General features: G+C 43.0%; 13 protein-coding genes. 9 read left to right on the forward strand and 4 right to left on the reverse strand.

Annotation, left to right across the window (positions count from 1 at the left end; genetic code table 11):
• Positions 1-19: 19 nt before the first annotated feature.
• The 3 genes from nuoL (at position 20) to CJD36_RS10725 (ending at position 5014) form a co-directional block, all read left to right on the forward strand.
• Positions 20-1921: an NADH-quinone oxidoreductase subunit L gene (gene nuoL / locus CJD36_RS10715; protein ID WP_105039168.1), complete on the forward strand. Its 1902-nt coding sequence runs from the start codon at positions 20-22 to the stop codon at positions 1919-1921.
• A gap of 129 nt (positions 1922-2050) precedes the next feature.
• Positions 2051-3484: a complex I subunit 4 family protein gene (locus CJD36_RS10720; RefSeq protein WP_105039169.1), complete on the forward strand. Its 1434-nt coding sequence runs from the start codon at positions 2051-2053 to the stop codon at positions 3482-3484.
• 87 nt (positions 3485-3571) lie between these two features.
• Positions 3572-5014, forward strand: a complete 1443-nt coding sequence (locus CJD36_RS10725) for an NADH-quinone oxidoreductase subunit N (protein ID WP_105039170.1) — start codon at positions 3572-3574, stop codon at positions 5012-5014.
• Positions 5015-5077: 63 nt separating this feature from the next.
• On the opposite strand, the gene CJD36_RS10730 is transcribed toward CJD36_RS10725, so the two are convergent.
• Entirely contained in the window at positions 5078-5596 is a 519-nt protein-coding gene (locus CJD36_RS10730) for a DinB family protein (protein ID WP_105039171.1), read from the reverse strand.
• 369 nt (positions 5597-5965) lie between these two features.
• Here CJD36_RS10730 and CJD36_RS10735 point away from each other — a divergent pair, with 369 nt between their 5' ends.
• From CJD36_RS10735 to CJD36_RS10750, 4 genes are read left to right on the forward strand one after another with little or no spacing between them, the layout of a single operon-like run.
• The gene (locus CJD36_RS10735; RefSeq protein WP_105039172.1) at positions 5966-6304 is read left to right on the forward strand and encodes an Hpt domain-containing protein; all 339 of its coding nucleotides are present in this window, start codon (positions 5966-5968) and stop codon (positions 6302-6304) included.
• 19 nt (positions 6305-6323) lie between these two features.
• Positions 6324-7466 carry an FIST signal transduction protein gene (locus CJD36_RS10740; protein ID WP_105039173.1) on the forward strand — a complete coding sequence of 381 codons (1143 nt, stop codon included), beginning with the start codon at positions 6324-6326 and terminating at the stop codon, positions 7464-7466.
• The gene (locus tag CJD36_RS10745) at positions 7463-8518 is read left to right on the forward strand and encodes a sensor histidine kinase (RefSeq protein WP_105039174.1); all 1056 of its coding nucleotides are present in this window, start codon (positions 7463-7465) and stop codon (positions 8516-8518) included. Before CJD36_RS10740 ends, CJD36_RS10745 begins: the two co-directional genes overlap by 4 nt.
• On the forward strand, positions 8485-8985 hold the full coding sequence (locus CJD36_RS10750; RefSeq protein WP_161499274.1) for a response regulator: 501 nt from the start codon (positions 8485-8487) through the stop codon (positions 8983-8985). The genes CJD36_RS10745 and CJD36_RS10750 overlap by 34 nt, the downstream gene beginning before the upstream one ends.
• A 5-nt stretch (positions 8986-8990) precedes the next feature.
• On the opposite strand, the gene CJD36_RS10755 is transcribed toward CJD36_RS10750, so the two are convergent.
• Positions 8991-9797: a M48 family metallopeptidase gene (locus CJD36_RS10755; protein ID WP_105039900.1), complete on the reverse strand. Its 807-nt coding sequence runs from the start codon at positions 9795-9797 to the stop codon at positions 8991-8993.
• A gap of 172 nt (positions 9798-9969) precedes the next feature.
• Here CJD36_RS10755 and CJD36_RS10760 point away from each other — a divergent pair, with 172 nt between their 5' ends.
• Positions 9970-10299 carry a GlsB/YeaQ/YmgE family stress response membrane protein gene (locus CJD36_RS10760; RefSeq protein WP_133162594.1) on the forward strand — a complete coding sequence of 110 codons (330 nt, stop codon included), beginning with the start codon at positions 9970-9972 and terminating at the stop codon, positions 10297-10299.
• A 238-nt stretch (positions 10300-10537) separates the two neighbouring features.
• Here CJD36_RS10760 and CJD36_RS10765 read toward each other — a convergent pair whose 3' ends face one another.
• Entirely contained in the window at positions 10538-11848 is a 1311-nt protein-coding gene (locus CJD36_RS10765) for a hypothetical protein (RefSeq protein WP_105039177.1), read from the reverse strand.
• A 125-nt stretch (positions 11849-11973) separates the two neighbouring features.
• Between CJD36_RS10765 and CJD36_RS10770 the strand changes: the two genes are divergently transcribed.
• A complete protein-coding gene (locus tag CJD36_RS10770; RefSeq protein WP_105039178.1) occupies positions 11974-12855 on the forward strand; it encodes a glycosyltransferase family 8 protein in 882 nt (293 codons plus the stop codon).
• A 191-nt stretch (positions 12856-13046) separates the two neighbouring features.
• On the opposite strand, the gene CJD36_RS10775 is transcribed toward CJD36_RS10770, so the two are convergent.
• Positions 13047-13754 carry a hypothetical protein gene (locus CJD36_RS10775; protein ID WP_133162595.1) on the reverse strand — a complete coding sequence of 236 codons (708 nt, stop codon included), beginning with the start codon at positions 13752-13754 and terminating at the stop codon, positions 13047-13049.
• Positions 13755-13757: the final 3 nt, after the last annotated feature.

Consider the following 13757-nt stretch of genomic DNA (forward strand, 5'->3'; position numbering starts at 1 on the left):
AATAATACAATAATAAAAAATGGGGAATTTTTCTCAACTCGTATACTTAGTACCTCTTTTTCCACTGGTCGGTTTTCTGATCAATGGTCTTTTGTGGAACAAAATGCCAAAGTCACTTGCCGGTATTATTGGCAGTGCAGCTATACTGGCTTCTTTTTGTGTTTCATTGGGCATATTCTTTGAAGTAAAGAGTGCCTCATTTCATGAGCCGGTAATTGTTACGCTGTTCGATTTTATCCAGTCGGGCAAGTTGCACATACCGCTCGCGTTCCAAGTCGATCAGCTTTCTTCTCTTTTCCTGCTCATCATTACAGGTGTTGGTTTCCTTATACATGTTTACTCTGCTTCCTATATGAGTCATGATGAAGGTATGGTGAAGTACTTTGCCTACCTGAATCTGTTCGTATTCTCTATGTTGCTGTTGATACTGGGTGCTAACTACCTGGTTATGTTCATAGGTTGGGAAGGTGTTGGTCTTTGCTCTTATCTGCTTATCGGGTTCTGGTTCAAGAAAAGGGAATATACCAATGCAGCTAAGAAGGCATTTGTTATGAACCGTATCGGTGACCTTGGTTTCCTTGTCGGCATGTTGCTGGTATTATACAACTTCGGCACACTTTCTTACAAGGAATTCTTTGCTACCCTGGGAACAAGCGGAGCAACTATGCCGCCTGCAACTATCACAGCGATAACAATTTGCTTCTTCATAGGTGCTACCGGAAAGAGTGCTCAGATACCATTGTACACCTGGTTGCCCGATGCGATGGCAGGTCCTACTCCTGTTTCTGCATTGATACACGCTGCAACCATGGTTACTGCAGGTATTTATATGATAGCTCGTAGCCATGTATTATACTCTCTGGCTCCATTTACTTTAAACATTATTGCAATTGTTGGCCTTGCCACTGCACTGCTGGCCGCCACTATAGCCATCTTCCAATATGATATTAAAAAGGTATTGGCATACTCTACTGTTAGTCAGCTGGGATTTATGTTCCTGGCCATTGGTTCTGGCGCATATACTATCGCTGTATTCCACGTTATGACGCACGCATTCTTCAAGGCGTTGATGTTCCTTGGCTCAGGTAGTGTTATTCACGCTATGGGTGGCGAGCAGGATATCCGCAAGATGGGTGGTCTGGGTAAGAAGATGAAGATCACTTCTGTTACCTTCCTTATAGGTTGCCTCGCAATTTCCGGTTTTCCATTATTGTCCGGTTTCTTCTCTAAAGATGCTATCCTGACTGCAGCATATGCGCACAACCCTATATTGTATGCATTGGGTGTACTTGCGGCTATGATGACTGCCTTCTACATGTTCCGCCTTTATGTACTTACTTTCCGTGGTACTTTCCGTGGTACGCATGAGCAGGAGCACCACCTGCACGAAAGCCCGGCAGCTATGACCATTCCTTTGATAGTGTTGGCCATTCTATCTGTGATAGGCGGCTATGTGGGCATACCTGAGGTGTTTACGCATAAAGAACTTGCGTTCAATGAATACCTGGGGCCTGTAGTTAAGAACTTTGGCATACACGAGATACCGGAAAATACTGAGATTATGCTGATGACTGTATCTACATTGGCCTCACTTGCAATGATGTATTTTGCAATGATGAAGTTCCGCAAGCCTGCCTTCCCTGAAAGTACAGGTATTGCTAAGGTGCTGGAAAACAAGTGGTATGTTGATGAATTGTACGATGCGATAATCGTTCGCCCTATCGAAGCTATGTCTGGTGTTCTGGATCGTTTTGTTGAGAAAATGGGTATTGATGGTATCGTAAATGGCGTAGGTAAAACAGTAAAGTGGGGCGGAGATCGTCTGCGTATGTTGCAAACCGGCCAGGTAGGTTTTTACATATTCATTATGGTGATAGGCATGGTGGCGTTGTTTACGCTTAGTTTCTTTTGGATAAGATAATTTAAAGCCACATTTCATCTCCTACCTCTTAGGAGTGGGCTGAGGTGAGGCTAAATATAAAATAACAGAAAACATAAAAACAAAAGGCCGTAAGGTTTTTACTTTTTACTTTTCATTTTTTACTTAATTATGGTATTGTTACTACTCATTCTTATTCCTTTAATTACAGGCGCATTTTCTTTCGCTGTAAAAGGCGATGCCGCAAAAGCGCTGGCATTGATAAGTACTACAGCCACGTTGGCATTATCGGCATATGTAAGCGGTGCTAATTTTGGTGCTCCGGTTTCATACGATCACGAATGGATACCTATGATGGGTACTCGTTTCAGTTTGCTGGCAGATGGTATGAGCAGCATGCTCGTATTACTTACAGGAATTGTAATGATGGTGGTAATGATAGCGCAGATCAATAAAGATGTAGAACACCCGGGTGCTTTCTATGGTTTGTTGTTACTTTCTCAGGCTGGCCTGATGGGCGTGTTCCTTGCTTCTGATGCTTTGTTATTCTATGTGTTCTGGGAGTTGGCACTGATACCTGTTTACTTTCTGTGTTCTCAGTGGGGTGGCGAAAAGCGCATACCTGTTACTTTCAAGTTCTTCATTTATACGTTCGTAGGTAGCTTAATGATGTTGTCTGGTCTTATCTATCTCTCATTGCAGGGCGGTAGCTATGCATGGGCAGATATCACAAAGGCGGGCGCGGCATTACCTGCCGCATCTCAGCACTGGTTATTCTGGTTAATGTTTATTGCATTCGCTATTAAGATGCCGGTATTTCCTTTCCATACCTGGCAGCCAGATGCTTACGAGCAATCACCAACTCCGGTTACCATTGTGCTGAGTGCATTGATGGTGAAAATGGGCCTTTTTGCCGTGTTGCGTTGGTTAATGCCAACCGTGCCGGTAGGTGTAGAATATTGGTCTGATACCGTTGTAGTACTTTCTGTTATCGGTATTGTGTATGCTTCTTGCATCGCTATCGTACAAACTGACATCAAGCGTATGATCGCTTATTCTTCTATTGCGCATATGGGTTTGATGTGTGCAACAGCATTCGCACACAATGGTGTTGGTATGCATGGGGTGATGGTGCAGATGTTCAATCACGGCATCAACATTACAGGTATGTGGTTGATAGTAAGCATGGTAGAACAGCGTTGGGGCACCCGCGATATGACCAAGCTGGGTGGTATGGCCAGCTCTGCTCCGCAGATGGCTATTGCCCTGGTGATCATATCTCTTGCAAATATTGCACTGCCGCTTACCAATGGTTTCATAGGTGAGTTCATGATGTTCAATGGCTTGTTCTCTGGTTATATATCTAATCATACGGTTATGACTGTACTGGCAGGATTGGGTATCATACTCGGTGCAGTATACACACTGAACATGATACAGAAAGTAGCTTATGGTGAAAAGACCACTATGGTAGTGGCGAAAGACCTGGCTATCAATGAATACATTAGCCTGGCAGTGATCATTACCGTGATCATCTTTCTGGGTGTATATCCTAAACCATTGCTGGACCTTACTTCAGGAGTGGCACAGATGATAGTAAAGTAAACTGACTGATATTTTACCCCGTTTTGCGGGTGTTGATTATAAAAATTTTGAACCAGCTTGCCTTGTGGCAGGTTTTGAATTGAGATTATGACTGCAATTATTGCTACTACGGTTTTTGGAATTATTATGATGTTCACCGGTTTATTCGTGGACAATAAGAAAACTGTATCATCTATAGCAGCAGTGCTTTTTGTCGCGCTGTTGGGTATAAACATAATGGAGCTTTCAGATGCTACAGGTCCGGCACTAAGAAGCATGACATTGAGTTTGTTGGGAACTGCCGATAACACCAACGGTGCTTTCCCGCAACTGCTTTTTAATAACATGCTGCGCATAGATAAGATGTCTATGTGGTTCGGTACTGCAATGACTGCCTGCACTGCGCTTTATATACTGTTGATAGGAAAGGAATTCAGGAAAGTTGGTACTCACGTTGCCGAGTATTTTGCATTGATCTTCTTTATCCTTTGCGGTCTCTACATTCTTACTGCTTACAATTCAATGCTCATGTTGTTCATCGGTATTGAAATAATGTCTATTCCGCAGTATGTTCTTGCCGGCAGCGACAAGCGCAACCTGAAAAGCAGTGAAGCATCTCTTAAGTATTTCCTTATGGGTGCCTTCTCTACAGGTATCCTATTGATGGGTATCACGTTGTTATATGGTGCTACCCGCACTTTCAACGTTACTGAAATGGTGCCGATGTTGCACAGCGAATCGCTCAATCCATTGGCCATCTCAGGAATAGTATTCATAATGGTGGCGCTAGGCTTTAAAGTATCTGCAGCGCCTATGCACACCTGGACGCCCGATGTTTATGACGGTACACCAACAGCATTTACAGCTTTCATGGCTACCATAGTAAAGGCCGGTGTATTCTTTGCATTCCTTCGTTTATTCCACGTTTCATTTGGCAACATCAGTGAGCATTGGTTAATGATATTGGCAATTGTTACAGCATTGACTTTGCTCATAGGTAATGTTACTGCAGTATACCAGCAGAGCGTAAAACGTATGCTCGCTTATTCCTCAATAGCACAGGCAGGTTTTATGCTGTTCTCTGTGTTGGCAGTAAGCTCAAACATTGCATGGAACGGTATCATACTTTATGGTGTAGCCTATAGCGTTGCAACAATAGGTGTATTTGCCGTACTGGTAAAAATGAAAGACTACACTTACGATGGCTTTAATGGACTTGCAAAGAAAAACCCGCTACTGGCATTCGTTACTACCATATTCTTGTTCTCATTAGCTGGTATACCACTTACAGGTGGTTTCATGGCCAAATACTATGTATTGCTGGCGGTTATGCACCAGGGCAATATGATGTGGCTGGTGATCTTTGCATTGCTTATGGCTGCGATAAGTGTTTACTATTACTTCAGGGTGATCATCGCTATGTACTTCAAGCAAGGAGATCCTGAACTTACATCAGAAGTAACCATGGGCGACCAGGTATTGCTCATTGCAACTACCATTATTGTAATTCTCCTGGGTGTAATGCCGCATTGGTTCCTGATGCCTGCATAAGATACCAATGCTGATACAAAATATTAACGGGGCAACTATTATAGTTGCCCCGTTTGCTCTTAGTTATTGCTCCTGACTTCTGTCAAGCACCTCCTTTATCTTCTCTAGCTGCTGCGTATGCCTTTGTGTATGGTAGATGGTAAACCATATAAACTCATAGCGGGTAATGTGGCCCATACCCGGCATTTCAAAAGACATACACATTTCTGTCAGATCAAGTGTAGCAATCGCATCAAGTGTGTCTTCACGTATTGTTGCTAATTTATCGATCAGTTCCGTTTTCTCTAACGGATCATTGGTAGGAATAATGAAATCGGGCGACTTCATCTTATGCTCATAGTCAAGGAAAACCTTTTCCAGCATGGCCTTATGTTGGTCATAGGGCCTGTCTGTTGGTTGCGTACTATTTCTAAGCACATGTCCCATGTTGTCCATTGATTTCACCACATGATCGGTTACCTGCCCGGCTGTCCAGCTTCCTTCAAATGGTATTGTGTTGATATCGGGTCGGTCTATCGACTCCAGCACTGCTATAATATGTAGTAAAGTGGTGTCGTATCTGCTATAGGTTTCGTTTTTCATGCTATTGTTTTTATACCAAAAATAACGAACAAGAGGACCCGACAAGGGTGAGATATCGTCCTTTTAAGATGTGATTGCGACAAACGATGTCGTTCTCGTATCAGGCTTATTCTAACTTGTTTTATTGTATAGCGACACATGCGTTTTCAATTCTTTAACTAAAACTTAAAGAGCATTAGTTATTTTAAGAAAAAATAACTAGATTTATTCCTGATAATCAATACGTTAAGTTAATTTCTAGTTTCCTATGAAGTTAAAGTGTTGTCAACCCCGATGGTGTTTTGCATAGACTATGTATTGTCAATTAGTGTGTAGCTACATACATGTGTAAACATAGGGTTGTACGCTTTATAAAACCAAAATCACAGAATGTTATACGATATAAGTCAACTGGAATTTTTATTTGCCGATGATCCTGCTTTTTTAAAAGAGGTCATCGGACAATTTATAGAAGATGTATCTGCGGCAGAAGCAGACATTAATACAGCATATAATTCGGGCAATTTCGGGCAGGAGAAATATCACCTTCATCGCATTAAATCACCGGTGAACAATTTTGGTGTCATTGGTGCAGCCGCAATAGTAGAGGCGCTTGAGGATATGGCTGATACATTGGGCGCGTCTACAGAGCATGCCTCGCTCTTGCAACAATTGCATGTGGAACTTACCGCCGTAATTATCGAATTAAAAGAAAATCATTCTTTATAACCCCCAAAAGTATAGGCATATGTTTGTAAGGCAACAACAGTTTATTAATAAGGAATGGACAAATGTGCATACAGCACCGGGTTTTACCAACACAGGTTGTAGCCTTGTACTTGTCTTCGGTAGCGGAGAAGAGATCATCAAACCTGATGTGTATACAATGCTGAAAAGCGAATATCCTAACGCCGAAATAGTTATCGGATCAACAGCCGGTGAGATAATAAACGAATCTGTTTACGATGATACTATAGTAGTTACTGCAATAGCTTTTGAACGAACCGGATTAAGAAGTGCTTCACTCAATATGAATGATTATGTCTCCAGTTATGATGCCGGAGCCGCATTGATGAAGTTGCTGGACGCGGAAGACCTGGCATCTGTTTTTGTATTGAGCGACGGCGCGGTAGTCAATGGTAGCGAACTGGTAGCGGGGTTGAATGATAACAATAATAAAAAGGTAACCACTGCCGGCGGACTAGCTGGTGATGCCGCTCGTTTTCAACAAACGTTTACCGGCCTCAATGCCATACCTTCTCCGGGCAATGTAGTTGCTATCGGATTTTACGGAGCACACCTTGCTGTTGGTCATGGATCAATGGGTGGATGGGATGAATTCGGCCCTGAAAGAACAATTACTAAAGCGGACAAAAATGTGCTTTTGGAGTTGGACGGTAAGAGCGCACTGGAATTGTATAAACAATACCTGGGAGACTATGTCAATGATCTGCCTGCCTCTGCGCTGCTGTTTCCGCTATCACTAAAGGATAGTGGCAGCAAGAATGTAGTAGTGAGAACCATACTCGCCATTAACGAAGAATTGAGCTCTATGACGTTTGCAGGCAATATGCCCGAGGGTGGTAAGGTGAGATTGATGAAGGCCAATTTTGATAAGTTGATCGACGCATCCAATATAGCTGCCGTCGGCACTGCAGTAACAAATGCGGTTTCCAAACCTGATCTTGCCATCCTTATCAGCTGTGTAGGCCGTAAACTTATTTTACAGCAACGCATCAGCGAAGAGGTGGAAGCGGCGCGAGACTTTTTTGGCGCAAATGTGCCAATCACCGGCTTCTACTCTTATGGCGAAATATCGCCGCTGAAAGAAAGTATGTCGTGCGAATTACATAATCAGACAATGACCATTTTAACCCTTTCTGAAATATGACCCATTTACCAGACTCGGCAATAGAGCTGCATAAAGTACTACAGAAACAGATCGCTAAAAACCTTCCGGAGAAATTTTGGAGAGATACAGAAATACTTACATTCCTGTCGGTAGTCAGTGGCTATTACAACACTGTTGAAAGAGATAAAAAGATCACGGAACACGCTTTTGCTATCAGTGAAAAAGAGTACCAGGCAGTAGTTACTGATATCACAAGGAAGAACAAGATACTGCATGATGCTATGCTGCAATTGAAAGCAGCTATCGCCACACTTCAGCCTGAAGCCGCATCTGCATTTGACGACTCAGACGAAGACATATCGGCGGTCATCAATTACCTTATGGAGCTGATCCTTAGGTCAAAAGAGTTGGAGCAACACCTTATTCATGCAAAAGACGCTGCAGAGCAAGCCTCTAGCGCAAAGAGTGATTTCCTGTCAGTAATGAGCCATGAGATCCGTACGCCACTAAATGCCATCATAGGGTATATCCATTTACTTACGCAGGAAGATCCTCTGCCATCACAAACAACGTACCTCAATATCCTCACTATTTCTGCCAAGAATCTGATGAGTCTCATCAATGATGTTCTGGACTTCAGTAAGATAGAAGAGGGTAAGGTGATTTTTGCCGATAGTGATATGGATCTGAGAAAACTGGTGCAGGATGTAAGGTTGGCCAATAAGATAAGGGCCGATGAAAATGGGGATATACTCAAAGTAATGATGGATGAAGATGTGCCCCGCTATGTAAAGGGCGACATCACAAGACTCACCCAGATATTGAACAACCTGATATCTAATGCCATTAAGTTTACCAAAAATGGCAGGGTTACTATAGAATTGCAGTTGAAGTCTAAGAAGGGTAAATATGCTGAAATTTTGTTCCTGATAAAAGACACAGGCATAGGCATCAGCAAAGAAAACCAGCAACTGATTTTCGAGCGATTTACTCAGGCACATAGCTATATTACAAGAGAGTATGGCGGATCTGGCTTAGGCCTTACTATCATAAGAAGTTGCTCAATTTACTGGAGAGCGAGATACATGTAGACAGTGTACCGGGCCAGGGATCTGAATTCTCATTTACATTATTGCTTAAAGAAAGTGATGTTGTAGAAGACGAAGTACCTCAAAGCATCATCAACGGTGAAGAATTGAAGGGCAAGAAAATTTTATTGGTAGAAGACGTTGAATTCAATGCCCTGCTAGCGCGCAAAATGTTGCAACGCTGGCAGGTAGATGCTACCCATGTGGTAAATGGACTGCTGGCTGTTGAGGCTGCGCGCAACAATGATTATGATGCCATACTCATGGACGTGCAAATGCCGGTAATGGATGGTATTACAGCCAGCTCAGAGATACGCAAGTTCAACTCTGATGTTATTATCATTGCACTTACGGCATCTACCTCTCCTGCCATGCAGGAAAAATTCAACAATTTGGGAATAAGTGGTTTTGTATACAAACCTATTGATGCAGACTATCTATACAAAACATTGGTAAGGCTTAGCCGATAAACGTACTATGGATGATAGTAGGCCATAGCACCTGGCATCAGGTCGCGTATATGTTGTATCCGGCTCTCATCACTTGGGTGAGTACTCAACAGCACAGGTGTGCTCGATCCGCCACCTTGTGCCTGCATCCGCTGCCAGAAGGTAATAGCAGCATTAGGATTATATCCCGCAGATGCCATAAAATACAACCCTGTTTCATCGGCTTCGTTCTCTTGCTTGCGCGAGAAGGCTAATATGCCCAGGTTGCTGCTCAATCCAAATGCTGCATTGAACAATTGCTGTGTTTCGGCTGGTTTAGAAGATAAAAGCACAGATAATGCCGCACCACCATATTGTAGTAGTAATTGCTGGCTCATACGCTCATTGCCATGTTTTAGCACCGCATGTGCTATCTCATGCCCCATCACTACCGCCAGATCAGTATCCGTCAGCGTCAATGGCATAATACCACTATACACCACTATTTTACCACCAGGCAGGCACCACGCGTTTACCTCAGCATTATTTACCAGGTTAAATTCCCAGTTGTAGTTCGTTATGAGGTTACTTTGCCCCTTATCTGCAAGGTATTGTTGTACTGCGGCAGTTAACCTGGCGCCAACGCGCTGCACCATTTGGGCTGAAGCCGTACCTGTCACCGGCGGATTAGTTGCTATAAATTCATTGTACTGGCTTGCCGACAAACTCATTACTGTGGCATCATCCACAAGATCAAGCGTGTTGCGCCCATTGGCATTTTTATGGCAGGAGTAGATGCCGGTACTTATAGCAGCAAGCCCAATTATAGAAAGGTAAGTGTATAGTTTTTTCATGGTTATCATATTAATTACATGATACCGATAATAAAGCCATGCCAAGCCCCGCTGGCATTATAAGTATTGACATTGCATTTTTATATTATTTCTAATTGCAAATAACACCACATTATTTATAGAGGCTATACTTTAATAGCTCTCCTTTATATCTTTAAGAAAAAAAAGTAGGATGAAGAATTATCTTTTACTGTTCTCAATGAGTGAGCAACTACAACACTGGAAGGGTTGGCTGCTGGTTTTCGGTATTGGTTTGGTGGTGGGCCTGATATGCGGTTTGCTTATGAAATGGAGAAGCCTCGGGGTGTGGTTTTCTATGCTAATGGGCATGGTTGGCGCATGGGCATATCATGCGTTTCTTACAAAATACTATACGTTTTCACAAAAGCACATAACCAACGAGATCATTTACTCTATAATAGGGGCATTTGCATTAACCGTAATTATCAATCTTATTTTCGGCTCTAATCGTGGACGCGACAGAACCTTCTGGAGGGCATAATAATACTGTTGATCATTTACATACAAAGAGCTGCCTATCGGCGGCTCTTTGTATGTTTAATCTATTAGTAAAGCAAGATAGATAAGTGATTTATAATATTCTATACGTCAACCACTCTCCTCCCCTGCCTACCGGCAGGTAGGTTTTGAAGGAGGAGTACCCTAAGTGACGGCTTTTTCTGTCGTCACTTAGGGGGAGGTGGTTATCTAACATTAAGTGTGATACTATCTACACACCGTCATTTCCCCACCTCGCCCTGCTTAACAAATTGCTTATCTACATCGCCAAACTTACCCAGGTCATTAAACACTGCGTCGGCTTTATGAAAATAGAACGGAAGATCGTTGTGGCTCCAGAATGCCTTGTCATATTTATAGGCGCCGTATTGCCGTAATCTGGGATAAAACTCCTTCAGATGATCCGCAGTAGTATAGCGGGAAATAGAATCGCAGCGCCATTCAAAAACATCACTGATCACATAGATCTTATTACCCCAACCCGCATTGTAAAAATCATCGGTATACTGCCTGCGCAGTGTTTTCAGATACCACTTATCTTTTATCAGTTCATATTCGGCTATCAGCTCAGCATTATTGAATTCAAAAAAATACTCCTTCTTAGGATAGATAAAATTAAGCTGGCTTTCATGAGGGTAGTAATACCCCGGGTTTCTAACAGCCTTGCGCTGTACCCTTACAAATGCCAGGCTGCTTCTGTCTATGATCAGTTGACCCGTTTCATACGCCTCACTCCTGAACGCCTGCGTTACAACTGGGTCTTGTACGCCATGCCTTTCACTTGAATATGCCTTGCAGAGGTAGTTGATCACATAATAATCTCCCGGCTCATAGGTAGTATCAAAGTTGAATGTATAGGAGTACAATTTATTGTTAGCAATGGAGCTGGTGGCCAGGTGATATACTGGATTTTCCTCCATCAGGTCAGCTACATTATCACGGGCTTCATTGCTGGGATTTTCAAAAAATAAGCTCCGCCTTGTCTGGCGCTCCGCAAACGCTTCTGTGGAGTGTATGCCCTTTTTCTCCTTAGTCAGCTTGAACATCACTATAGGTTGCGCTTCTATCAGGTTCACAAATGTATTATTTACCTGCTGGTATTGCCGGTAAGAAGAGAAGGCAAAATAGCTGTTACTTTCATAGTTGGTGGGAATGGCGGCAACGGCTTTATGTACAATGCCTTCGGCACTTTCGCCAACTATCTCCGCCTCTTTAAGCGCATAAGCGCCTACCTCAAGGTATACTCTTTCAACACTATCAAAGGTGCGCTTGTGTTGTAGCGTTGTCTTATAACCAACCACTGAAACTTTGAAGGTCATTTGTTTCAGTTCCGCAGGAATGGTAAATATAAAATTGCCAATATCATCGCCCAGCACTGTACTGTTGGTTTCCTCCAGCGTGATGACAGCAAATGGAATAGCGGAAGAGTCGCGCGTATTGATCAGCAGTCCTTTAAAGGTAGTCTGCGCAAAGCTGGGTAGCCCCAATAGGAAAACGTAAATGGCAGACAGGAGAAACAGACGGGTTTTCATTGCCGGTAGATTTAATAGGTGCCCCTTAGCCAAATTTACTTAATAAATCTGTCCGTACAATAGAATAAAAGGCTAATTTTAGTTTTGCAACAAATGAATAAGGCCACCTTAAAAACAAGCGATAAATGACCGGTACCAACACTGTTACATTGGTAGTGGTAAGCGATGATCATTATATGATCTTAGTGGCTGCGCTTATCAGTTCGGTTGAGGCACACCTTGCACCGGGTAAGCAGCTCGATCTGTGGATCGTAGAGGATGAGGTGACGCAGGAGAACATTGATAAGATGGAGGCTTCTGTGAATAAAAATGTTACCACTATTCATTGGCAGAAGCTGGTCGATGTGATCCCCCTGGGCTGGTCTTTACCTATAGATCACAGCAGCTACCCGCTCAATATTTACATGCGGTTATTCATACCGTATTTTATGCCCAAAGACATAAAAACGGTGCTCTATCTTGATGCCGACATGATCGTGCAAAGAGACATCTCCCTGCTGCTCAATGAAGATATCGATCAGTTCACCATTGGTGCGGTATTAGATCCGCGCCTGAAGACGTTCGATAACCATTGGGGGGGCATCAAAAACTATAAAGAACTGGGCTTTAAAGGCGACACACCTTATTTCAATACAGGCCTGTTGCTCATCAATGCACAAAAGTGGCGCGATGACGAGACCACAGAAAAGATATTGGCTGTTATCAACAACAATAAGAAATACGCTAATTACCCCGACCAATATGGCATGAACATAGTGCTGCATGACCAATGGTTACAACTCGATAAGCGCTGGAACAATTTCGTTACCGAGCCTTTCACCGACCCCTACATCATCCACTATGTAGAGCGGAAGCCTATCTATTCAACATTTAAGAACGGCGAAAAGTACAAACAACTCTTTTACAAATACCTCGACACCACTGCCTGGAAAGGAACAAAACCCGTCACCGAGTCGGCCCGCTACGTAAAAAAGATCAAGAACATTATCGCCAAATTCAGGAAGTAATACCAGTATACCTCTTAACGACAAAAAACAAAAGAAGTGTGTCATTGCGAGCTCTTCGCGAAGCAATCTCAAGTTTGGACGTATTCGTTTTGTAACACTCCGCCCACCCCCAATGTCATGGTGAGCCGCAAGCCTGCACCGAGTTCATCCAAGTGAACCACGACATTCGCGCGAACACATTCGTCAACACCCTACCACGTTACTTCCTTCGCCCCTTCTTTTACAAACTGCTGTTCCACCACTCCCCATCGCAGTAGGTCTTTAGACACCGCATCTTTATCCGCGAAATGAAATGGCACATTGCTATTATCCCAGAATTCTTTGTTGTAACTGTATACTCCGTACTGCCGTAGCTTAGGGTAAAACGCGTTTACCAGGTCTCCCGTAATATACCTTGATATTGAGTCAGACTGCCATTCAAACATGTCCGTAATATCAAACTCTTTGGTGTCTTCATACTTGTCAAAAAAATTCGTTCTATATTTTCGGTAGAGCCTTTTGGTATACCATTTGCCGCTTCTTTCTTCATATTCCGCTTCCAGTTCGCCCGCTACAAACTCGAAAGTATTTTTACCATCGTTGGTATAGTTTGCCCCACCAGAATAGGGAAACACATAATGCGGATTTCTGCAGGCTTTGCGTGTTATCTTTTTTATAGCGAGTGTTTGCCTATCAATTACTAACCGGCCAATTTCGTAGCTGGCGCCCTTAAATGTCCCTTCAATATCACCCAAAAAGCCATAGTTTTCTTTCGATGTTGTAGGGCACAAATAGTCAATAACATAGTCGCTGAATTTTTCTGACGTATCAAAGCTAAACTGGTACATGATCAGCCTGTTGGGCGCTATAGAACTATTGGCAAGATTGTACACCGGGTTTTCATCCATCAGGAACGACACGTT

The organism is Flavipsychrobacter stenotrophus, from assembly GCF_002954265.1.
Lineage (GTDB): Bacteria > Bacteroidota > Bacteroidia > Chitinophagales > Chitinophagaceae > Flavipsychrobacter > Flavipsychrobacter stenotrophus.